Raw genomic sequence first — 20,647 nt, forward strand, 5'->3', positions numbered from 1 at the left:
AGAACATCATGGATACCCAAATGCTGATCGGTTCCCGCTTCGAAAAAGGCACGGAGACGGAGGAGCACATCCTGAACCCGAAGACCGGCGAGACAGTGATCGATCTTCCCGAGGCCTCGCTTTCCCAGATAGACGCCGCCGTCGATGCCGCCGAAAAAGCCTTCGCGAGCTGGTCGCAGACGACGCCTTCCGAGCGCTCCGGTTATCTGCTGAAGATCGCCGACGCCATCGAGAAGGACGCCGCAGGTTTCGCAGCGCTGGAGGCGCTGAACTGCGGCAAGCCGATCAATTCTGTGCTGAACGACGAAATCCCGGCGATCGTCGATTGTTATCGCTTCTTCGCAGGCGCGGTGCGCAATCTGCATGGACCGGCCGCCGGCGAATATCTGCCCGGTCATACCTCGATGATCCGCCGCGATCCGATCGGCGTCGTTGGCTCGATCGCGCCATGGAACTATCCGCTGATGATGATGGCTTGGAAGCTTGCGCCGGCAATTGCCGGCGGCAATACCGTCGTCTTCAAGCCGTCCGAGCAGACGCCGCTGACGGCGCTGAAGATGGCGAAGCTGCTCTCCGACATCCTTCCCGAAGGCGTCGTCAACGTCATTCTTGGCCGCGGCGAAAGCGTCGGCAACGCCCTGATCAATCACGCCAAGATCGGCATGATCTCGATCACAGGCGATGTCGCGACCGGCAAGAAGGTGCTGCAGGCCGCCGCCAAGACGGTCAAACGCACCCATCTCGAACTCGGCGGCAAGGCCCCTGTCATCGTCTTCGACGATGCCGATATAGATGCCGTCGTGTCGGGCATCCGCACCTTCGGCTATTACAATGCCGGCCAGGATTGCACCGCCGCCTGCCGCATCTATGCCGACGCCAGGGTCTACGACAATTTCGTCGCCGATCTCTCGTCTGCTGTCGCCAGCATCCGCTTCAACCAGTCTGACGATACCGAAAACGAGATCGGGCCGCTGATTTCCAGGCGCCAGCGCGACCGCGTCGAAAGCTTCGTCGCCCGCGCTTCCGAGCACAAGCACATGGAAATCACCACCGGCGGCAAGGTCTCCGGCGATAAGGGCTTCTTCTTCACTCCGACTGTCATTGCTGGTGCCCTGCAGGACGACGAGATCGTCCGCCGCGAGGTCTTCGGCCCGGTCGTCTCGGTCACCCGTTTCTCCGACGCCGAGGATGCCATCGCCTGGGCGAACGACAGCGATTACGGTCTCGCCTCTTCGGTCTGGACCAGGGATATCGGCCGCGGCATGAAGACCGCCGCCCGGCTGCAATATGGCTGCACCTGGATCAATACGCATTTCATGCTGGTCAACGAGATGCCGCATGGCGGCCTCAAACAATCAGGTTACGGCAAGGACATGTCGGTCTACGCGCTGGAGGATTATACCGCCGTTCGCCATGTGATGATCAATCACGGCTGACGGTGAACCCGGCAAGGATATAGCAGCGACCCCGACAGCAGAGAACACCATCCGTTTTCGCGCGACGCGGAACATTTTCCCGGTTGCCGCGTCTTTTCAGGCAAACGCAAAGGATGATGTCATGCTGAAATGGGCTCTGATATTCTTCGTTATTTCGATCATCGCCGGCTTCTTTGGCTTCTCCGGGGTCTCAGCCGCCACCGCGACCATCGCCCGGGTGCTCTTCGGTATCGCGCTGGTGATCTTCCTGATCTTCCTGGTTCTGGCACTGCTGGCCGGCCAGGCGGTCTTGTGAACGGTTCGGACGCCAGCTGAGACCGTCGAATGCGGACGGATGCGTCACATCATGGCCCTCAGCCAGGGAGGAACGCCTCGAGTCCGCCTTTTCAGCAGATTGTCGACCGATATCGATCCGGCACCGGTAGCCACCAGGACGAACATGCCGCCGGCAATCGCCAGATCCTTCTCGAAATGCAGGAGCTCGTTTTGACTGGCAAAGTTCGTGTGGAAGAGCAAGGCAGTCGCCAGGCAGAAGAGCGCCAGCGCCGCGGCTCCGAGCCTGCCGAGGAAACCAGTCGCGACGGAAGCGCCGGCGCCGAGCTGAAGGGCGATGGTAGCGAAGGCTACCGGCGCCGACAGTCCCAATTTCGCGAAGGTGTCGATGGTCGCCGCGAGATCCGCCGCAAGTGACCAGCCTTCGTGCAGGAAGATCAGCGACAGCAAAAGCCTGCCGAGGAGCAGGACAAGGTCGGCCGGTCGGTACCTGCTTGCGGCGCTTTCCATGATAGCCTCCTGCCCAGAGCAGATAGTCCGCTTGCCCTGCTGCTGCCTCGATCTCCCGCCCGTGCTGCCTTGGATGCGTGCGATGGCTCAAATTCTCCAGATCGCCCGGGGCACGGCCTATTATAGCAAACTCGCCCCGACATTGATCGCCAATGCCAGAATTGTCGTATTGAACAGGAACGACAGCACAGCGTGCAGCAGCGTCAGCTTGCGCATGCTGGTCGAACTGACCGCGACATCCGCCGTCTGCGCGGCAACACCGATGGTGAAGGAGAAATAGAGGAAATCCCAATATCTGGGCTCGTCGATTCCGTCGGGGAATTTCAGGCCGCCCTCATCGTCCGCCCCGCCGTAGAAATAATGAGCATAATGGATGGTGAAGAGCGTGTGCAGGAAGACCCAGGAGATCAAGATCGTCAGCACCGCGCCACCGGCCCGGACCAGCGCGACATCGGGCGTCGCCTCTTTGATCGAATGCAGCTCGAGGCCGATGCCGGCGATGCTCGCAAGCGCCGCGCCGATCGAAAGAGCCAGCAAGACCGTGTCGGAAAAATCGAGGTCCTCAGAGCGCTTCCGGATGCTCTCGACCGTCGCCCGCAGCATCTTGCGCCAACTTAGCGCGATGAAGACGCCGGCGCTGGCGTTCCATCCGAACAGCACGTTGCGGGCGCTGACTTCCCGCGAGGTCACGGCCAGGAAGACTGCCAAGCCGACAAGGGCGGCGATGATGAAGCTTGCATGTCGGGAGGAAAGCACCGCCAGAGACGTTGTCCGTTCCTCCTCCATCTTCGCCTCCGGCCGCATAGGTCTTTGATAACAGCATGAAAAAGGCGCGGTCGCCAGTAGGCCACCGCGCCTGCGATCCTTTGCCGTACCCTATCAGGCGGCGGCGAGCTGCAATTCCTTTTGCACCATGCTGCGCAGCGTCCCCAAGTCCTTGGCGAAAGCGCGGATACCTTCGGCGAGCTTTTCGGTCGCCATCGCGTCTTCGTTCATCATCCAGCGGAAGGTCTTTTCGTCGACGGCGATTTTCGCGGCCGGCTTGACCGTTTCAGGCGACAACTTGCGCTCGAGCTTGCCCAGGTCATTCGACAGCTCGTCGAGCAGGTTCGGAGCGATGGTCAGGCGGTCGCAGCCGGCCAGCGCTTCGATTTCGCCGGTATTGCGGAAGGATGCGCCCATGACAACCGTCTTGATGTCATTGGCTTTGTAGTAATTGTAGATTTCACGGACGGACAGGACGCCCGGATCTTCCTCGGCGGTGAAATCCTTGCCCGTCGATTTCTTGTACCAGTCGAGGATACGGCCGACGAAAGGCGAGATCAGGAAAACCTTGGCATCGGCGCAGGCGATCGCCTGTGCCTTGGAGAAGAGCAGCGTCAGATTGCAGTCGATGCCTTCCTTCTGCAGGATTTCCGCTGCGCGAATACCTTCCCAAGTGGAGGCCAGCTTGATGAGGATACGGTCTTTCTCGATGCCGCGTTCCTTGTAGGCGGCAATGATGCTGCGTGCCTTGTTCAGCGATGCTTCTGTATCGAAGGACAGGTCGGCATCGACTTCCGTCGAAACGCGGCCGGGAACGAGCTTCACCAGGGCAGCGCCGACGGAGATGGCAAGGCGGTCGGCAACGGCTGCAGCAGCGACATTTGCATCGCCGCCGAGCTTCTTGCCCCAGGCGATCGCTTCCTTCATGTCGTCGGCGAACATTTCGGTGCCGAGCGCCTTGAGAACGATGGATGGGTTGGTCGTGCAATCAACCGGCTTCAGGCGGGCGACCGCCTGAATATCGCCGGTATCGGCGACGACGGTGGTAATCTCGCGGAGTTGGTCAAGCTTGGATGTCATGGTTGGTGATCCTTATTGAATTCAGAGCGGACCGGCGCGACTTCCGCCCGGCAAAGAGATGATCTTGGGACAGATGGTTTGCATGCTGCAGGCGAATATACGCGCTTCCGTCACGGATGATTCATAAACGTGAGGGACAGTCGACGTGTTCCGGCCCGGTGTGAACGGCTGCTCGAACGCAGGCAATATCGCCTGCGGCGCAAAGGCCGGTCGTGACTTTCGGCATGCCCGCACTATGTCCTCCTCGGACGGACAGGAACGACTTCATGTCGCGAGGACTATCAACGCGCAGCCTAGGAAAAGTCAAGGACATTTGTGCATTTCAGTTGACATAAGTGTCACGCCCGTCATTATCCCAACAGCAAGCGCACAGGCGCAGCCTTTCGCCACCAGGGGTTTAGGCGAAAATCCTGCGGGAGGAGACGTGGTCAAGCTCAAACGCGGCACCCATACCGCCTATTCCGAGGCCTCCTCGCTGCGACTGAGGGCCGCATGGCTCTACTACAATGAGGGCCTGACCCAGAAGGACGTCGCCGAACAGCTGGGCATCAGCCGGACGACGGTGATCCGGCTGCTCGACGAGTCGATGAAGCGCAGCGAAGTCCAGATCTGGATCAACGATTCGATCGGTGATTGCGTCGAGCTTTCGGTCAAGCTGGAGCGTGCCTATGGCCTCGACGAGGCGATCGTCGTGCCTGCCCCGGTTCATTGCGACGTCGATTCGCTGGCAAAGAATGTCGGTCTGGCGCTCGGCCAGTTCCTCTCAGAAGCCATCCCCGACGACTATACGATCGGTGTCGGCTGGGGCCGCACCATGACCGCCTCGCTAGCGAGCTTCCGGCCGCCACGCCGCGCCAATTGTAAGGTCGTCTCGCTGCTCGGCGGCATCGTTGCCGTGCACCAGACGAACCCGATCGATTACACTTGGCGGCTGGCAAACCAGCTCGGCGCCGAATGTTATATGTTCCTGGCGCCGCTTCTCGTCGATTCCGTCGAGACCAAACGCAATCTGATCGACAAATGCGGGTTGGACACGATCTACCGTCTCGCCGAGAATCTCGATCTCGCCATCGTCAGTTGTGGTGATATCGGGCCGCACTCGACCTCGCTATCGGAAGGATGGATATCGAAGGCCGAGCTGCGGGAACTGATCAATGCCGGCTGCGTCTGCGACACCATGTTCAACTTCCTCGACAAGGACGGCCATTCGGTCGACCACTCGATCAACCAGCGCGTGATGTCGGTGGATCTCGACATGCTGAAGGAGGCCAAGCACATCGTGCTTTCCTCGGGCGGCGCCCACCGGGCCACCGCCATCCGCGCTACGATCAAGCGCATCGGCTGCAACACCCTGATCACCGATGAAGGCGCGGCGCAAGCATTGCTTGATCTGGCCGAAGAGGCCCGAAGCGCGCCGTGAGCTTTCAATTTGGCTTGCCGCGCTTCATGCCGTGCTTTTTAGCACGGCTTACTTTACGCATGCGCCGATTCCCAACCAAGCATCGCCCGTTTGCGGGTGAGGCCCCAGTGGTAACCCGTCAGCGCACCGTTTTTGCCGAGCGCCCGGTGGCAAGGCACTACGAAGGAGATCGGATTTGCGCCCACCGCCGCCCCCACGGCCCGCTGCGCCGACGGCCGGCCGATTTCGTTGGCGATGTCGGAATAGGTGACCGCCCTGCCGAAGGGTATCTTCAGCAGGCTCTGCCAGACACGCACCTGGAAGTCCGTGCCGATCAGCACGACGCGCAGCGGCTGCTCGGAAGACCATTTCCCGGGTTCGAAGATGCGGGCGGCATAGGGCATCGTCGCCTGCAGGTCTTCAATATATTCGGCATTCGGCCAGCGGCAGGTCATGTCCTCGAGGCAAGCCCGTTCCCCGCCGGAATCGCTGAAGGCAAGGCCGGCAAGACCGCGATCGGTCACCATGATCAGCGCCACGCCGAAGGGGCAGATGTGGAAGCCGTAGCGGATGATGAGGCCGCCGCCTTTCGCCTTCCATTCGCCGGGTGACATCGCTTCGTGGGTAACGAAAAGGTCGTGCAGGCGGCTCGGCCCGGAGAGGCCGACTTCGATCGACGTCTCGAGCAACGGCATATCTTCCTTGCGCAGCAGCCGCTTGGCGTGGTCGAGCGTCACCGCCTGCAGGAAACCTTTTGGCGAGAGGCCGGCCCAGCGGGTAAAGGTCTTCTGCAGCTGCGTCGGCGACTGGTTGAGCCGCGCGGCGATCGCCTCCAGCGACGGCTGGTCGCGGTAATCCTCGGTGATGAGTTCGATGACCCGACGGACGATGTCGTAATCAGGGCCGTCAGGCGTGATGTCGGTCTGCGGGTTCGCAATCATGTCCATGGTCTTTCTCCTTGCAGCAAGGAGATAATCAATAGGCGGGGGGTAAGCCACCCGATTCTTGCGCGTTCGCCTGATGCGCTCAGATACGCTGCCTGACGGTGGCGAGCGCACCTTTGAAGGCCTTGGCGAAGCTCTCGCGATCGTCAGGATTGAGGAAGGAACCAATATCCGTACGGCGGCCCTCGCCGAAAATATGCATGGAGAGGATGCCGATCTCCTGGTGCCTGCGAACGAGGAAACGCGCCCAGAAGGGGTTGAAATGATGCTCCACCATCCGTCCCGATGGAGCAAACTTGCGCACCGATACGTCCGTGAGCGACACGGTGACCTGTTCGCGCACCCTCCCGGAACGATAATTCAGCCAAAAGGCGCCATAGAGAAGCGCGAAGTCCAATCCGAAGAAGAAGCCGATCGGCCAGGCGCCGGTGACGATGAAGAACATCCCATAGAGTAAGCAGACGGCGCCGGACAGAATGAGCAGCACCTTGAAGCCCCGGCGGCCGAGCGAGCGGTGAGGGAAAAGCTCGGCGGCGAAAACAGGCTGCTCGTTGGAGCTGTGGGCGTTGCTTTCCATCATGACCGCTGAGTATAGAGTTTCTATGGCGAATCCGAAACTCAAATCCCCGCCGCAAGGCACGAATGTGATTACCCGCCGCAAGCCGGCGGCGGTGGTCAAGACCGGCTATTCGCAGGCTGAGCGCGAGGAAATCTTCCGTCGCTTTTCAGTGCAGCGGCCCGAGCCGCGGGGTGAACTGGAGCACACCAATCCTTTTACCCTTGTGGTGGCGGTGGCCCTCTCCGCCCAGGCCACCGATGCCGGTGTCAACAGGGCAACACGGGCGCTGTTCACGGTGGCCGATACGCCGCAGAAAATGCTCGATCTCGGCGAAGACAAGGTTCGCGATTACATTAAAACGATCGGCCTTTACCGCAACAAGGCGAAAAACGTGATCGCGCTCTCGCAAATGCTGGTCGACGAATTCGCAGGCAAGGTCCCGGAAACGCGCGAGGAACTGGTTCGGCTGCCGGGCGTCGGCCGCAAGACTGCCAATGTCGTGCTGTCCATGGCCTTTGGACAGGCAACCATGGCGGTCGATACTCATATTTTCCGGATCGCCAATCGCATCAGGCTTGCTCCCGGCAAGACACCTGATGAAGTCGAAGCGCGATTGATGAAAGTGGTGCCGAAACATTACCTCTATCATGCCCATCACTGGCTGATCCTGCACGGACGCTACACCTGCAAGGCTCGCCGTCCGGAATGCGAACGCTGCGTCATCGCCGATATTTGCAAATCGCCGGAGAAGAGTTCGGATGTGCCGGCCCCACTCGTCGAGCTACCGCCGCAAGTGATCGGCGAGGCTGTCGAGTAAAACAACGATCGCCTCCTCGTAACGCCGCCTTTCCCCGCCCGCCTCGATCGCCATCGCCGCACGGTCGAAGGCCGCCGATAGCAGCAATGTCAGAGGCTCGAGAGCAGCGCCGGCTCCCGGCAGCATGGCTGCAAGTCCTGCCCGTAATGTCATTTCCGCATTGTCGGCATCGATCGCCTGAGTGGCCGCCGGGCTGAGGACGGCAGGCGCCTCGATCAGCAGCAGCCGCGTGCGACCCTCCGCCATCATCGCATCGAAATAAGCCGAAGCGCCGGCAAGCAGCGCGTCGCGGGGCGCATCATGGGGCGCCGGGCATGCCTCGATCACTTCGGCAACTGCGCGCGCCTCGCCTTCGACAACCGCGCGAAAGAGCGCCTTCTTGTCTTCGAAATGATGATAGAGCGCTCCGCGCGTCACACCCGCTGCCGCGGCGATCTCCGGCGTCGCCGTTTCGGCATACCCCTTATCGACGAAGAGGCGCCGTCCGGCGTCGATCAGCGCCTGTCTTGTCTGTTCCGTTCTTTCGCGATTGCTGCGGCTCATTTCCCCCATTTACATACAAGCCGACTGTATGTTAAGAAGAAAAACATACAGTCAGTTTGTATGTAAGGAGAAACCGGATGAAATCGACGAGCTATTATCCTGTCATCATGACCGAAGACGTTTCTGGTTCCGCCCGCTTCTATTGCGCGCATTTCGGCTTCAGGGCGGTGTTCGAGAGCGACTGGTACGTTCACCTGCAGTCGCAAGAGGAGAAGCATGTCGCTCTTGCCATTCTCGATGGCAGCCACGAAACCATACCGGCCGTGGCTCACGGCAAAGTAAGCGGCCTGCTCCTCAATTTCGAGGTTGCCGATGTAGATGCGGTCTACGCGGCCTGCCGCAGCGCAAACCTCCCGATCCTGCGGGAGATTCGCGACGAGGAATTCGGCCAGCGGCACTTCATTACCGCCGACCCGAATGGCGTGCTGATCGACGTCATTAAACCTCTACCGCCGAGCGCCGAGTTCGCCGCAATGTAAGAGGCATCAGCCTTACCGAGTTGAGCCTCAGGCGCGAAAATCGGCGTCCTTTGCGGAAATCAGCTTGTGCAGATGCACCATCATGCCCGCAGCAAAGAGAGGTGTTAGCAGGTTGACCACAGGGATCGCCAAAAAGAGTGCGATGACCAGCCCGCCGAGAAAGACGGTCGGCGCATGTTTGGCGCGGAAGAGCCGTGCCTCATGCTGCGGTCGGAAGCGCATGGCGGCGAATTCGAAGAATTCCCGTCCGAGCAGATAGCCGTTCACCAAAAAGAAAGCGACCAGATTGACGCCGGGGATGAACAGCAGCAACAACGCCACGATATTGCCGAGGATCACCACCCCCAAAAATTTGATCGAGCTTGCCATCGCCGGGCCGATCGGCATGGCGGCGCCCGGTGCGTCGCCGGAATAATCACGCTTTTCGATGACCTCGGCGACATCGTCGAGGAAAAGGCCTGCGATCAGTGCCGTTACCGGCGAAAGCAGCAGCGCCAGCAGGAGCGCAAGGCCGATCCCGGCCAGGATCGCAAAGACCAGAGCGAACCACCCCGCCCAATCCGGCATTTCGGGAAAGAAGCTGGTGAGCCAGGGAAAGAGGAAGGCCATGAAGGCCCCACGTAGCGCAAACCATAGGCCGACGAGCACGAGAAGCGTCAGGCCGAGCACCTTCCAGAAGACCGAGCGTGTCTCCGGCGCGAACAGATTGGCGAGCGAAAGGCGTGCGGCATCAAGAATCATTTCTTCGGCGTCTCCGGTTGCGCAGAAGATGTAGGAAAGGCGAATGCCACCGGCAAGAGAGAATAAAATTGCAGGCTGTAATAGAAACTTGTCGCAATATTAGAACTAATATAATATTATCAGACGCAGAAATACGCATGGACCTGAGAAGCAGCTTCCGAAAATAGTTGCCAAGACAAGGGGTCGCGATAGCGCATCCACGGAACGCCTCTGAGGAAATACGGGGAGGCTGACGTGGAAGACTTTGTGCACAAACTCAGGCAATACGTAAAAAGCGGCACACCGGCCGAGCGTCGTATCGCGAAATATTTCTCCGAGCACTTGAACGACCTGCCTTTTGAGACGGCGGCGTCTGTTGCCGACAGGCTGGATCTCTCGCCGATGACCGTCGGGCGCTTCCTGCGCGCGCTCGGCTATCAGGGTTTGGACAGCGTAAAGGTGGAGATTCGCGAAACCGTGACCACATCGCCGGCGCAGCTGCAGAGTGCCATGAGCGAGCTGCACGCGGATGCCGCGGAGGGCAAGCCGCTTGCCGTGCTCGTCGCAGAACAGATCCAGGCCCTACATCACATCTATCATCTGACGGCGCAGCCGCATTGGGCGGAAGCCGTCCGCCTGATCAGCACCGCCCGCGAAGTATCGATCGCCACGCATGCGCGGCTCGCCAGTCTTGCCAATCATTTCTGCCAGCGGCTGACGCAAGCCCGCGATGGCGTACGCACGCTCGATGCCACCGACAACCGTTTTGCCGAACTCTTCGCCCGGCAGGCCGTCGACGATGCTTTGCTCGTCATCATCGACTGCCGCCGTTTCGCCAAGGCACGGCTGCTTGCCAGAACCGCGCGGCGGTACGGCTACAAGGTCGTGCTGATTTCGCCTCAGCAAGCGGACTGGATGGCGGATCAGTCAAACGTCATGCTGCCGTTGCCGCCGGCACGCGCCCCCGATCTCGACAATCTTCCGCCGCTGATCGCGTTGCTCGATTGCCTGTCGGAATCCGTCATTCTCGAAGTCGGAGAGGAGGCAGCCCTTCGGCGCCGCCGCATGCTGGAATTCGCGACCGTTCTCGGCGAGACCGCGAACCACTAAATAGTCGGGCGCCTTCAGCGCTCGTCTAGAGCAACGCTTCCAGTTCGGCGCGGTGCCGATGCATGGCCAGAAGACGGCGATAATCGCGGTCGTAAAGCGCCTGTTTCGCCTTGTCGGGAAGCCGTTCGTTGCCCCCCGGATACATCGCCTCGCCGGCTGCCGCCAAATCCTCGTGCAGACCGCAGGCCACGGATGCCGCAATCGCGGTGCCGAGCAGCACGGCCTCGTTCATCTTCGGCACCACGACCTTGCAGCCGGTGGCATCGCTATAGAGTTCCATCAGCACCGGGTTCTTGACGTGTCCGCCTGCGATATGCAGCGTATCGGGCACGTAGCCATACTCCTTCATCTTCTCCAGGATATGGCGGATGCCGAGAGCGATCGCGACGGCAGACCGCCAATAGAGCGCGCAGAGCCCGTCGAATGACGTATCCAGCGTCAGGCCGCTGATCACACCGACGGCATGCGGATCGGCAAGCGGCGAGCGATTGCCGTGAAAGTCCGGCAGCACAAAAATGCGCTCGCCGAAAGCGTCGCCCTCCCCTGCCCGCAATTCGGCGATGCGCGCGACGATTTTCTGGTGCAACGCCGCCGTCGGCTCACCACCGGCCGCATGCATGCGCACGACATGGTCGAGCAGCGCTCCGGTCGCAGATTGCCCGGCTTCCACCAGCCAGGACCGCGGGAAGACGACTTCATAATAGGGGCCCCACATGCCGTGGCTCGGCTTGCGTTGCCGTGAAAAGGCGACGATGCAGCTCGAAGTGCCGGCGATCAGCGCCAACTGGCGCTCGCGTGTTACAGGATCGGCGGCATAACCCCCGAGCGCCCCGAGCGCGCCGGCATAGGCGTCGATCATTCCCGCGGAGACATGGCACTCAGTGGTCAGCCCCAGCGCCTCGGCCGCATCGGGCGTCAACAGGCCCATACTGCCGCCGACCGGCGCGGTCTCATTCGGCAACCGGCCGCGAGTCTGAAGATCGTCGAGCCCGATCCGCTGCAAGAAATCCTGCTGCCATCCCCTTTCGAGATGGGCGAGGTAGTTCCATTTTGCCGTCACCGTGCAGCGCGAGCGGGCCGGCGATCCCGTCGATTTCCAGGTCATGAAATCGGCAAGATCGAAGAAATATCCCGCATTTTCCCATGTCGACGGCAGCTTCTTCTTCAGCCACATCAGCTTCGGCATTTCCATTTCCGGCGACATGACCCCGCCGGAATGTTCGAGCACTCCGTGCTCCGTCGCCGTGCAGAAGTCGGCTTCCTTCAGCGCCCGATGATCGAGCCACACGATGGTGTCGAAACGCTGCTCGCCGCTTGTGGATACACTGATCTGCCGGCCTTCGACATCGCGGACGACAAGCGAACACGTAGCGTCGAAGCCGATCGCCGCGACTGACGCGGCTGAGATACCGGATTGCTCCACCGCCTGGCGAACTGCTCTGCAGGCGGCCGACCAGATGTCTTCGGAATCGTGCTCGGCGTGGTTTTCACGCGGCCTGTTCATTACGATCGGATGTTCGGCCTTGGCCAGCAAACGGCCGCTGGCATCGAAGACGCCGGCGCGCGCGCTGCCGGTGCCGACATCCACCGCAACCACATGATCACGCATCAAATCTCGGTCCCGTCCAGCTTATGGTTGCGGACAAGGTGTATCAAATCCGGCATGGCGTCAAACACGACTTCCGGCGAAAGTCGGTCGAGTTCGGCCCTGTATCCGGCGAAATTCGCATGCGATCCGCCGGTGAAGGCAAAGACAGTCATGCCGGCCGCCTTGGCGGCGGCAATACCGGCTGGACTGTCCTCGATGACAAGGCATGCTTCGGGTTCGACATGCATCTGGCTGGCCGCATGCAGGAAGAGGTCCGGCGCGGGTTTGCCGCGTTTGACCATCGTCGCGCTGAAGATGTCGGGGAGCCTGTCGAGAAGCCCGGTGACGGAAAGCGATAGTCGGATTCGCTCCATCTGGCTTGAAGAGGCAACGCAGTAAGGAATACCAAGCCTGTCGATCGTCGCGGCGATGCCGTCGATCGGCTTCAGTTCGCTGCGGAAGCGCGCGTAGAGATCGGTGCGGATGCGCTCCAGGAATTCTTCGCCGGCGTGAATGTTGAATTCGGTTTCCAGCGTATCGATGAGGGTCGACAGGCTGCGGCCGAGAAAACGCTCATAGGCTTGGTCCTCGGTGATCGACACGCCAAGATCGCTCATCGCCCGCACGAGCACGCTGATTGAGATCGGCTCGCTGTCGACGAGCACCCCGTCGCAATCGAAGATGACCAGCCGTGGTTCAGCATCAGCCATGAAAGACCCAACCTGAGTTCAATTCCGACACGTGACCGTCCCGCTTCGCTCGCAAGGCAGGATGAATGGCGGCAGCGGATGCCGCCATGTGGACTCCCTTACACTGCGAGCTTGCCGTCGAGATAGAGCTGCAGCGTCTCACGCGTGCCTTTTTCCCACAGGCTTTTGAGCGCATGGGCAAAACGCTTGCGGAAAAGTTCGGACTTCGCCACCTCGCCGAAGATATCGTCGAAGACGAGGAAGGCCGAAGGATCACCCTTTGCCTTCAGCGCCGCTTCATGCAGGCGCCCGGCGCTGGCGTCGTTGAAGACGATATCCTTGCCGCTGTCGGTCTTGCCCCCGAAGTAGCGGCACCAGAGGGCCGAGACAAGCGCCAGGCCGATGACGTCCCTGCCCTGACGCAGATTGTCGAGCGTCGACGGCAGGATGAATTTCGGCTGGCGGTTCGAACCGTCCTGTGCCAGACGCGGGATAGTGTCGGCGATCTTCGGATTGAGGAGCCGATGTTCGATGAGGTCGAAATAATCCGTCAGTGAGGTGTTCGGCACCGGCGGCACGATCGGGATGATCTCGTCTTTCTCGAGCTTGGCCAGGAAAGCCCGGATCAGCGGATCCTCCATGGCATCGTGCACGAAGTGAATGTCCATCAGCGCCGCCGGATAGGCGATCGCGGCATGTCCGCCGTTCAGGATGCGGATCTTCATGTGTTCGTAAGGCGTAACATCGGGAACGAAGGTCACACCAACTTTTTCGAGAGCCGGCCGGCCGGCCGTGAACTTGTCTTCGAGCACCCACTGCTTGAATTCTTCGCAATAAACCGGCCAGTTATCCTCGATGCCGAAATTGTCCTTGAGGAAATCGATCTCCCGCTGACCGGTCGCCGGCGTAATACGGTCGACCATCGCGTTCGGAAAGGCGACATTGGCCGTGATCCAGTCGGCAAGAGCGGGATCGGAAAGCGCTGCCGTGCCAACCACGGCATTAGCGGTGACGACGCCGTTATGAGGAATATTGTCGCAGGACATCACGGTGAAGGGCCGGATGCTTTTCTCCTTGCGAACCTTCAGGCCGGCGACGATCAGGCCGAAGACCGTCTTCGGCGCGCCGGGATTTTGGCCATCGGCGGCGATATCGGGATGGGCCGGATTGAACGTGCCTGACGCATCGATGAAATAACCGCCCTCGGTGATCGTCAGCGAGACGATGCGGATATCCGGATCGGCAAGCTTGGCGATGATCGCGGCGGGATCGCCGACCGGCAGGATGTCGATCATCGGCGCAGTGACGCGCGCCGCAGTTTTATTGTTGTCCTGCTCCACCACCGTCGTCAGGAAATCCTGCGCCGCAAGCTTTTCGCGCATCGCGGCATCCGATGGCAGAATGCCGGCGCCGATAATCGCCCAGTCGTGATCGACGCCCTGGTTGAAGAGATCGTCAAGATAGATCGCCTGATGGGCGCGGTGGAAATTGCCGACGCCGAAGTGCACGATGCCGGCTTTCAGCGACGCCCTGTCATAGGAAGGGATGGCGGCAGTGCGCGCCGCGTCCGAAAGCGTTGCCAGCGATAATTTGCACGTCATGTTTCAATCCTCTTGAAGGTCTTGCCGAGACGGCCGGGCGCCTTCGCCCGGCTCGCATGCCTGCCCCCAGCCGGCCGCCTGCTCAGATGGCAAGGCCGCCCTCGTTGAATTTGTGAATGCGCGACCGGTCCGGCGTCAGATAGACTGTATCGCCTGCTTGCGCGGCAAAATCGCCGCTGCCGCGCGCTGTCACCATGCCGATCCCGTCGGCGTCGATATGCAGGAAGGTGTCGGAACCAAGATGTTCGGCGACGACGACCCTGCCCTTCCAGTCGCCGGTCTCCATCGACAGCAATATATGTTCGGGGCGGATGCCGATCGTATGTGCGCCGAGCTCGGCCGCGTTCTGGCCCTTGATGAAATTCATCTTCGGCGAGCCGATGAAGCCGGCGACGAAAAGGTTGCGCGGGCGGCTGTAGAGCTCGAGCGGCGAGCCGACCTGTTCGATATTGCCCCTATTCAGCACGACGATCTTGTCGGCCATAGTCATGGCCTCGACCTGATCGTGGGTGACGTAGATCATCGTCGTCTTCAGCTGCTGATGCAGTTCACTGATCTCGAGACGCATGTTGACGCGAAGTGCAGCATCGAGGTTCGACAGCGGTTCGTCGAACAGGAAGGCCGAAGGCTGGCGCACGATGGCGCGGCCAATCGCAACTCGCTGGCGCTGACCGCCGGAAAGCTGGCGCGGCTTGCGCTCCAGATAGTCGGTGAGGTTCAGCACCCGCGCCGCATCCGCCACCTTGCGGTCGATCTCCGCCTTGTCGACGCCCGCCATCTTCAGCGGGAAGGCGATGTTGTTGCGCACGCTCATATGCGGATAGAGCGCGTAGGACTGGAACACCATGGCAAGCCCGCGCTCTGAAGGAGCCGTTTCGGTGGCGTCCCTGCCGTCGATGACGATCTTGCCGCCGGATACATCTTCAAGGCCGGCAATCAGCCTGAGCAGTGTGGATTTGCCGCAACCGGATGGGCCGACGAAGACGACGAATTCGCCGTCGTTGATGTCGAGATCGATCGAAGGGATGACCTTGGCTTCGCCGAAGACCTTGGAAACCTTCTGAAGGGTAATGCTGCCCATGTTTCTCTCCCTTTTCTTATTTCACTGCGCCGAAGGTCAGGCCGCGGACGAGTTGCTTCTGGCTGAACCAGCCGAGGATCAGAATCGGCGCGATCGCCATGGTCGAGGCGGCCGAAAGCTTGGCGTAGAACAGGCCCTCGGGGCTGGAATAGGAGGCGATGAAGGCCGTCAGCGGCGCCGCCTTCGAGGCGGTGAGGTTGAGCGTCCAGAAGGCCTCGTTCCAGGCAAGGATGATGTTCAGGAGCAGCGTCGAGGCAATGCCCGGCACCGCCATCGGCGTCAGCACATAGACAATCTCCTTCATCAGCGACGCCCCGTCCATGCGCGCCGCTTCGAGGATCTCGCCGGGAATTTCCTTGAAGTAGGTGTAGAGCATCCAGACGATGATCGGCAGATTGATCAGCGTCAGCACGATCACCAACCCTGTGCGCGTGTCAAGCAGGCCGGAATTGCGGAACATCAGATAGATCGGGATCAGTGCGCCCACAGGCGGCATCATCTTGGTCGAGAGCATCCACATCAGCACGTCCTTCGTCCGCTTGGTGGGCGAAAACGCCATCGCCCAGGCGGCCGGAATGGCGATGATGAGACCGATCAGCGTCGAGCCGAAGGAAATGACCACCGAATTCATGAAGTGGCTGAGGTAGTTCGACCGGCTTTGCACCTCCGCGTAGTTCTCCGCCGTCCAATGGAAGAACAGGAACTGCGGCGGCGAGGCAATAGCGTCGGCTTCCGATTTGAAGCTCGTCAGGAACGTCCAGAGGATCGGAAAGAAGATTAGGATTCCGAGCGTCCAGGCAATTGCGGTCACGATGACCTTGCGCCGGGTAGAGGCTTTTCTGGCCATCTCTCAAGCCTCCAGATTCTTGCCGACGAGGCGGACGAGGAAGATCGCAACGATGTTGGCAAGCACGACCGCGACGATGCCGCCCGCCGAAGCGCCGCCGATATCGAACTGCAGGAGCGCCTGCGCATAGACGAGATAGGTGAGATTGGTGCTGTCGGTGCCCGGCCCGCCATTGGTGGTGACGAGGATTTCGGCGAAGACCGAAAGCAGGAAGATCGTCTGGATCAGGATGACGACGGTGATGGCGCGGGCCATGTGCGGCAGGATGATGTAGATGAATTTCGAGATCGCCCCGGCGCCGTCCATTTCCGCCGCCTCCTTCTGCTCCTCGTCGAGCGACTGCAGCGCGGTCAGCAGGATGAGGGTGGCAAAGGGCAGCCACTGCCATGCAACGATAAGGATGACAGACAACAGCGGCGCATTCGCAAGCCAGTCGATCGGCTGCAGGCCCAACGCCTTCGCAAGATGCGCAAACAGGCCGTTGACCGGGTTCATGAACATGTTCTTCCAGACGAGTGCTGCCACCGTCGGCATGATGAAGAAGGGCGCGATGACGAGGATGCGCACGATGCCCTGGCCGTACATCGGCTGATCGAGCAGCAGCGCGAAGCCGATGCCGCCGACGACGGTGATGACAAGAACGCCGGCGACAAGCAGCAGCGTATTGATCAGCGCGGCGATAAAGGCCGGATCGGAAAGGAAATATTCGTAGTTCAGCAGGCCGACAAAGCTCTCCATGCCGGGGCTGAGCAAATTGTAGTTCAGGAGCGAGAAATAGATCGTCATCGCGAGCGGAACGATCATCCACGCAAAAAGGAACAGCACGGAGGGCGCAATCATCAGGCGCGCCGCGGAGCGAGTATGTAATGTTGCCATGGCAATCACCGATCTGATCTGAAGCGGGGAGCGGCCGCAAGGCAGCTTTGTCTGGAAAAGAGGCCGCCGATGCGGTTCGGGCAATCGGCGGCCCAGAGGGGCGGATTGTCAAGGATCCGCCTTCTCAGGAGGTTTTATTTGATGTAGCCGGCCTTGGTCATTTCGCGGGTTGCCAGCTGCTGTGCGCTCTTCAACGCCTGATCGACCGAAATCTGGCCGGCAAGGGCTGCCGAAAACTGCTGGCCCACTGCCGTGCCGATGCCCTGGAATTCCGGGATCGCCACGAACTGGACGCCGACATAGGGGACCGGCTTCACGGTCGGCTTTGTCGGATCCGCCGAGTTGATCGAATCGAGCGTCATCTTGGCGAAGGGAGCAGCCTTCTGGTACTCCGCATTCGCGTAAAGCGAGGTGCGGGTGCCGGGAGGTGCGTTCAGCCAGCCCTCCTTCTCGGCGACGAGGTTGGTGTACTCCTTGCTCGTTGCCCAGGCGACAAATTTCTCGGCGGCTTCGACCTTCTGCGAGCCTGCCGGGATGGCGAGGTTCCAGGCCCAGAGCCAGTTGCCGCGCTTGCCGAGGCCCTTGTCGGGGGCGAGCGCGAAGCCCACCTTGTCGGCGACGGTGGATTCCTTCGGATTGCTCACGAAGGACGCGGCAACGGTGGCATCGATCCACATGCCGCACTTGCCGGTCTGGAAGAGCGCCAGGTTTTCGTTGAAGCCGTTGGAAGAAGCGCCTGGAGGACCGGCGTCCTTCATCAGCTTGACGTAGAAATCCAGTGCTTCCTTCCACTCGGGCTGGTCGAACTGCGGTTTCCAGCTTTCATCGAACCAGCGGGCGCCGAAGGAGTTTGACATGGCGGTCAGGAAGGCCATGTTCTCGCCCCAGCCGGCCTTGCCGCGCAGGCAGATACCGTAGATTTCCTTGTCCTTATTGGTGATCTTGCGGGCAGCATCCGCCACGAAGTCCCAGGTCGGGGCGTCCGGCATCTTCAGACCGGCGGCGTCAAACAGGTCCTTGCGGTACATGACCATCGAGCTTTCGCCGTAGAACGGCGCCGCATAGAGCTTGCCGTCTGTGGTCAAGCCGCTGCGGATTGCCGGCAGCAGGTCCTCGACGTCGTAATTGGCGCCGAGATTGTCGAGCGGCAGCAGCCAGCCCTGTTTTGCCCAGATCGGAACTTCATAGGTGCCGATCGTCAGAACGTCATACTGACCACCCTTGGTCGCGATGTCGGTCGTGACCTTCTGGCGCAGCACGTTCTCCTCGAGGGTCACCCATTCAAGGTCGATGCCGGGATTCTTCGCCTTGAAGTCATCCGTCAGCTTCTGCATCCGGATCATGTCGCCGTTGTTGACGGTCGCGATTGTCAGCGTCTCGGCCGAAGCCATGCCGGCAAACGCCAGTGCTGAGCAGGCGCCCAGCAGGAAAGTTCTCAATGTCATATCTTCCTCCCAGAAGATGAGATGTGAGCATTCGCTTTGCTCATGAGCAATTACTCACCACCGGACAAAAAATGTCAATCAGCAATCGTTGCTGCGATGCCGAAGGCGATATCCTTCCCCTTGATTTGATTATAATATTTTTTGCTCAACCTCTGAGCAAAAACTCAGCAGTCTCTTCGTCGGTGATCAGCGCGTTAATTTGATGGCCGACGAGGGCAGCTCTGATCGCCTTGAATTTGCGCTTGCCTTTGGCAAGCCCGATGACAATCGATGCCTCGCGGGACGGGATCGGCGCCGAGGCGACGCGCTCGTTGATCGGGTTGTCGAGCAGCTTGCCGTCGACGTCGAAGATCCAGCCGCAGATTTCACCGACAGCGCCCCCGCGCATCAATTCCATCATCTCGTCCTTCTCGAGAAAACCATCGACGCAGAGCGGCCCGTCAATGCCGAGTTCGCCGATGCCGACGAAAGTGACGTCGGCCTGCGCGCTCATGTCGAGCGTTGAACGCACCAGCTGCTGGCCATGCAGCAGCTCCCGTTCCTCGGCCGAGGTGACGAGCACCGGCAGCGGCATCGGATAGTGCCGCGCCTTGACCGCATCCGCCATGCTGAAGATGACATTGTAATAGGCGGCTGAGCCGTCTGGCGCGATGTTGCCGGTCAGTGAGACGATCCGGTGATTGGGACATTCGATCGCCGGAAGCTGGTCGACGGCCGCCTTCAGCGTGCGGCCGGTGCCGACCGCCAGCACGATCGGCTCCGGCCGCTTCAGCCAGCGCTCGATCTCGGCCGCGGCCGCCTCGGCGATACCGACGGTGGTCGATGAGGAACCCGCATCGCTCGGCACCACCTCCACATGTTTCAGCCCGAATTTCCGTCGCAGCTGGTTGGCAAGCTCGAGGCAGGCGGCGATGGGATGATCGAGCCGCACCTTGATCAGACGCTCGGCGACTGCAAGCGACACCAGCCGCTGCGCCGATTGCCGTGAGATGCCCATCGCGGCGGCGATTTCGTCCTGCGTGCGCCCGGCGACGTAATATAGCCAGCCGGCACGGGCCGCATCGTCGAGCCGCGCAGGGGTCTCGGATCTTTTTGCCATATGATGCCTACCGCGCAAAATGAGCCGGCTTGCCGCCGGCATGATGTGAGTCTCTATCGCGTCAGATCAAAACAAAATTCTTGAAAAAGTCGAGCCTGTTGACGCCACCGCTCAGGCGAACCATTGCATGACGAAATAAATCGACGCCTTCGCGAGACCGTAAATCACACCGCCGGCAATCACGAGCGACACGGTCGTCATGATGAAGCCGATGAGTGCGAAGAGCCCGTCACGGCCCATTATACCGAAAGCGAAAACCGAGATGGTGATCGCCGGCAGGATGTTGCCGAGCGGAACCGGCAGAACCAGCACGAGAGAAAGCAGCAGACAGGCAAGGCCGGCGAAATACTCCGCCGGCGGCTCGGCGAAGATCGCAAGCCTCGGCTTCAGCATGCGCTCCGCCCAGGCGAGCCAGCGGTGGATGCGCCCGACGATGGCCTCAAAATCCTCCCGCCGCATCGAGCGGTTCGCAATCGCCTTCGGCAGCCAGGGTTTGAGCCCGAAGGTCAATTGCACCGCCAGAAAAACCAGCGGTGCGCCGAGCACGGCCGAGGTGCCGGGCGGGGTGGGGAAGGCGTTCGGCAGCGCGAAAATCAGCATCAGGGCGCTGATCGCCCGGTCGCCCATCGTCTGGAACACGTCGCCGATCGAAATCCACTCCCGGCTTCGGTCGCCTGCCAGCTGCCGCAGGACAGCTGAGAGGCGGCGGCCTTTGGGACGTGGCGGACGTGGTCTTCTGCGTCTAGGGGAATCGGCGTTTTCGATGGTCATGATACCGGCAGATGA

Annotated in this window: 22 protein-coding genes; 6 read left to right on the top strand and 16 right to left on the bottom strand. The window is 60.7% G+C overall.

Going from position 1 to position 20,647, the window contains the following annotated elements; genetic code table 11:
- Window positions 1-8 precede the first annotated feature (8 nt).
- Both FFR93_RS23465 and FFR93_RS23470 read left to right on the top strand, forming a co-directional pair.
- Window positions 9-1,436 carry a gamma-aminobutyraldehyde dehydrogenase gene (locus FFR93_RS23465; protein WP_138394960.1) on the top strand — a complete coding sequence of 476 codons (1,428 nt, stop codon included), beginning with the start codon at window positions 9-11 and terminating at the stop codon, window positions 1,434-1,436.
- 121 nt (window positions 1,437-1,557) lie between these two features.
- Window positions 1,558-1,731, top strand: a complete 174-nt coding sequence (locus FFR93_RS23470) for a DUF1328 domain-containing protein (RefSeq protein WP_126923204.1) — start codon at window positions 1,558-1,560, stop codon at window positions 1,729-1,731.
- Between the two features lie 44 nt (window positions 1,732-1,775).
- Here the strand turns inward: FFR93_RS23470 and FFR93_RS23475 are convergent, their stop codons facing one another.
- The 3 genes from FFR93_RS23475 to tal all read right to left on the bottom strand — a co-directional run bounded on the left by FFR93_RS23475 (window position 1,776) and on the right by tal (window position 4,064).
- On the bottom strand, window positions 1,776-2,219 hold the full coding sequence (locus tag FFR93_RS23475; protein WP_138394961.1) for a DoxX family protein: 444 nt from the start codon (window positions 2,217-2,219) through the stop codon (window positions 1,776-1,778).
- A 120-nt stretch (window positions 2,220-2,339) separates the two neighbouring features.
- Entirely contained in the window at window positions 2,340-3,023 is a 684-nt protein-coding gene (locus FFR93_RS23480; RefSeq protein WP_138394962.1) for a DUF1345 domain-containing protein, read from the bottom strand.
- A 75-nt stretch (window positions 3,024-3,098) separates the two neighbouring features.
- On the bottom strand, window positions 3,099-4,064 hold the full coding sequence (tal, locus tag FFR93_RS23485; RefSeq protein WP_064708634.1) for a transaldolase: 966 nt from the start codon (window positions 4,062-4,064) through the stop codon (window positions 3,099-3,101).
- A gap of 424 nt (window positions 4,065-4,488) precedes the next feature.
- On the opposite strand from tal, the gene FFR93_RS23490 reads away from it, so the two are divergent.
- A complete protein-coding gene (locus FFR93_RS23490) occupies window positions 4,489-5,484 on the top strand; it encodes a sugar-binding transcriptional regulator (RefSeq protein WP_138394963.1) in 996 nt (331 codons plus the stop codon).
- Between the two features lie 53 nt (window positions 5,485-5,537).
- On the opposite strand, the gene FFR93_RS23495 is transcribed toward FFR93_RS23490, so the two are convergent.
- Together FFR93_RS23495 and FFR93_RS23500 are read right to left on the bottom strand one after the other, a co-directional pair.
- Window positions 5,538-6,410, bottom strand: coding sequence for a bifunctional helix-turn-helix domain-containing protein/methylated-DNA--[protein]-cysteine S-methyltransferase (locus tag FFR93_RS23495; RefSeq protein ID WP_064708632.1), 873 nt, complete (start codon window positions 6,408-6,410; stop codon window positions 5,538-5,540).
- A gap of 79 nt (window positions 6,411-6,489) precedes the next feature.
- On the bottom strand, window positions 6,490-6,987 hold the full coding sequence (locus tag FFR93_RS23500) for a DUF2244 domain-containing protein (RefSeq protein WP_138394964.1): 498 nt from the start codon (window positions 6,985-6,987) through the stop codon (window positions 6,490-6,492).
- Here FFR93_RS23500 and nth point away from each other — a divergent pair.
- Complete coding sequence (gene nth, locus FFR93_RS23505) at window positions 6,986-7,783, top strand: endonuclease III (protein WP_171049245.1); 798 nt, start codon at window positions 6,986-6,988, stop codon at window positions 7,781-7,783. The genes FFR93_RS23500 and nth overlap by 2 nt on opposite strands.
- Here nth and FFR93_RS23510 read toward each other — a convergent pair.
- Window positions 7,748-8,326, bottom strand: coding sequence for a TetR family transcriptional regulator (locus tag FFR93_RS23510; RefSeq protein ID WP_138394966.1), 579 nt, complete (start codon window positions 8,324-8,326; stop codon window positions 7,748-7,750). The two genes, nth and FFR93_RS23510, sit on opposite strands and share 36 nt — an antisense overlap.
- A 77-nt stretch (window positions 8,327-8,403) precedes the next feature.
- Here FFR93_RS23510 and FFR93_RS23515 point away from each other — a divergent pair, with 77 nt between their 5' ends.
- Complete coding sequence (locus tag FFR93_RS23515; protein WP_138394967.1) at window positions 8,404-8,805, top strand: VOC family protein; 402 nt, start codon at window positions 8,404-8,406, stop codon at window positions 8,803-8,805.
- Between the two features lie 27 nt (window positions 8,806-8,832).
- On the opposite strand, the gene FFR93_RS23520 is transcribed toward FFR93_RS23515, so the two are convergent.
- Window positions 8,833-9,546, bottom strand: coding sequence for a sulfate transporter family protein (locus tag FFR93_RS23520; RefSeq protein ID WP_064712233.1), 714 nt, complete (start codon window positions 9,544-9,546; stop codon window positions 8,833-8,835).
- A 234-nt stretch (window positions 9,547-9,780) separates the two neighbouring features.
- Between FFR93_RS23520 and FFR93_RS23525 the strand changes: the two genes are divergently transcribed.
- Window positions 9,781-10,635, top strand: a complete 855-nt coding sequence (locus FFR93_RS23525; protein WP_064694231.1) for a MurR/RpiR family transcriptional regulator — start codon at window positions 9,781-9,783, stop codon at window positions 10,633-10,635.
- 25 nt (window positions 10,636-10,660) lie between these two features.
- Here FFR93_RS23525 and FFR93_RS23530 read toward each other — a convergent pair whose 3' ends face one another.
- The 9 genes from FFR93_RS23530 to FFR93_RS23570 all read right to left on the bottom strand — a co-directional run bounded on the left by FFR93_RS23530 (window position 10,661) and on the right by FFR93_RS23570 (window position 20,551).
- The gene (locus FFR93_RS23530; RefSeq protein ID WP_138394968.1) at window positions 10,661-12,244 is read right to left on the bottom strand and encodes an FGGY-family carbohydrate kinase; all 1,584 of its coding nucleotides are present in this window, start codon (window positions 12,242-12,244) and stop codon (window positions 10,661-10,663) included.
- On the bottom strand, window positions 12,244-12,933 hold the full coding sequence (locus FFR93_RS23535) for an HAD family hydrolase (RefSeq protein ID WP_138394969.1): 690 nt from the start codon (window positions 12,931-12,933) through the stop codon (window positions 12,244-12,246). Before FFR93_RS23535 ends, FFR93_RS23530 begins: the two co-directional genes overlap by 1 nt.
- Window positions 12,934-13,031: 98 nt before the next feature.
- The gene (locus FFR93_RS23540; RefSeq protein ID WP_138394970.1) at window positions 13,032-14,513 is read right to left on the bottom strand and encodes a mannitol dehydrogenase family protein; all 1,482 of its coding nucleotides are present in this window, start codon (window positions 14,511-14,513) and stop codon (window positions 13,032-13,034) included.
- Between the two features lie 82 nt (window positions 14,514-14,595).
- Entirely contained in the window at window positions 14,596-15,594 is a 999-nt protein-coding gene (locus tag FFR93_RS23545; protein ID WP_064708622.1) for an ABC transporter ATP-binding protein, read from the bottom strand.
- 16 nt (window positions 15,595-15,610) lie between these two features.
- Window positions 15,611-16,441: a carbohydrate ABC transporter permease gene (locus FFR93_RS23550; protein ID WP_138394971.1), complete on the bottom strand. Its 831-nt coding sequence runs from the start codon at window positions 16,439-16,441 to the stop codon at window positions 15,611-15,613.
- Window positions 16,442-16,444: 3 nt separating this feature from the next.
- A complete protein-coding gene (locus tag FFR93_RS23555; RefSeq protein ID WP_138394972.1) occupies window positions 16,445-17,317 on the bottom strand; it encodes a sugar ABC transporter permease in 873 nt (290 codons plus the stop codon).
- Between the two features lie 134 nt (window positions 17,318-17,451).
- Window positions 17,452-18,762: a sugar ABC transporter substrate-binding protein gene (locus FFR93_RS23560; RefSeq protein ID WP_064708620.1), complete on the bottom strand. Its 1,311-nt coding sequence runs from the start codon at window positions 18,760-18,762 to the stop codon at window positions 17,452-17,454.
- A 145-nt stretch (window positions 18,763-18,907) separates the two neighbouring features.
- Window positions 18,908-19,861, bottom strand: a complete 954-nt coding sequence (locus FFR93_RS23565; protein WP_138394973.1) for a sugar-binding transcriptional regulator — start codon at window positions 19,859-19,861, stop codon at window positions 18,908-18,910.
- Between the two features lie 111 nt (window positions 19,862-19,972).
- A complete protein-coding gene (locus tag FFR93_RS23570; protein WP_171049247.1) occupies window positions 19,973-20,551 on the bottom strand; it encodes an exopolysaccharide biosynthesis protein in 579 nt (192 codons plus the stop codon).
- Between the last annotated feature and the right edge of the window lie 96 nt (window positions 20,552-20,647).

It is taken from the genome of Rhizobium sp. MHM7A, from assembly GCF_005862215.1.
In the GTDB taxonomy this organism is placed as follows: Bacteria; Pseudomonadota; Alphaproteobacteria; order Rhizobiales; family Rhizobiaceae; genus Rhizobium; species Rhizobium bangladeshense.

Excerpts from the sequence above, each read along its gene's own strand:
- FFR93_RS23465 (WP_138394960.1), top strand. The coding sequence starts at position 9 with ATGGATACCCAAATGCTGATCGGTTCCCGCTTCGAAAAAGGCACGGAG.
- FFR93_RS23470 (WP_126923204.1), top strand. The coding sequence starts at position 1,558 with ATGCTGAAATGGGCTCTGATATTCTTCGTTATTTCGATCATCGCCGGC.
- FFR93_RS23475 (WP_138394961.1), bottom strand. The coding sequence starts at position 2,219 with ATGGAAAGCGCCGCAAGCAGGTACCGACCGGCCGACCTTGTCCTGCTC.
- FFR93_RS23480 (WP_138394962.1), bottom strand. The coding sequence starts at position 3,023 with ATGCGGCCGGAGGCGAAGATGGAGGAGGAACGGACAACGTCTCTGGCG.
- tal (WP_064708634.1), bottom strand. The coding sequence starts at position 4,064 with ATGACATCCAAGCTTGACCAACTCCGCGAGATTACCACCGTCGTCGCC.
- FFR93_RS23495 (WP_064708632.1), bottom strand. The coding sequence starts at position 6,410 with ATGGACATGATTGCGAACCCGCAGACCGACATCACGCCTGACGGCCCT.
- nth (WP_171049245.1), top strand. The coding sequence starts at position 6,986 with ATGACCGCTGAGTATAGAGTTTCTATGGCGAATCCGAAACTCAAATCC.
- FFR93_RS23500 (WP_138394964.1), bottom strand. The coding sequence starts at position 6,987 with ATGATGGAAAGCAACGCCCACAGCTCCAACGAGCAGCCTGTTTTCGCC.
- FFR93_RS23510 (WP_138394966.1), bottom strand. The coding sequence starts at position 8,326 with ATGAGCCGCAGCAATCGCGAAAGAACGGAACAGACAAGACAGGCGCTG.
- FFR93_RS23515 (WP_138394967.1), top strand. The coding sequence starts at position 8,404 with ATGAAATCGACGAGCTATTATCCTGTCATCATGACCGAAGACGTTTCT.
- FFR93_RS23520 (WP_064712233.1), bottom strand. The coding sequence starts at position 9,546 with ATGATTCTTGATGCCGCACGCCTTTCGCTCGCCAATCTGTTCGCGCCG.
- FFR93_RS23530 (WP_138394968.1), bottom strand. The coding sequence starts at position 12,244 with ATGCGTGATCATGTGGTTGCGGTGGATGTCGGCACCGGCAGCGCGCGC.
- FFR93_RS23535 (WP_138394969.1), bottom strand. The coding sequence starts at position 12,933 with ATGGCTGATGCTGAACCACGGCTGGTCATCTTCGATTGCGACGGGGTG.
- FFR93_RS23540 (WP_138394970.1), bottom strand. The coding sequence starts at position 14,513 with ATGACGTGCAAATTATCGCTGGCAACGCTTTCGGACGCGGCGCGCACT.
- FFR93_RS23545 (WP_064708622.1), bottom strand. The coding sequence starts at position 15,594 with ATGGGCAGCATTACCCTTCAGAAGGTTTCCAAGGTCTTCGGCGAAGCC.
- FFR93_RS23550 (WP_138394971.1), bottom strand. The coding sequence starts at position 16,441 with ATGGCCAGAAAAGCCTCTACCCGGCGCAAGGTCATCGTGACCGCAATT.
- FFR93_RS23555 (WP_138394972.1), bottom strand. The coding sequence starts at position 17,317 with ATGGCAACATTACATACTCGCTCCGCGGCGCGCCTGATGATTGCGCCC.
- FFR93_RS23560 (WP_064708620.1), bottom strand. The coding sequence starts at position 18,762 with ATGACATTGAGAACTTTCCTGCTGGGCGCCTGCTCAGCACTGGCGTTT.
- FFR93_RS23565 (WP_138394973.1), bottom strand. The coding sequence starts at position 19,861 with ATGGCAAAAAGATCCGAGACCCCTGCGCGGCTCGACGATGCGGCCCGT.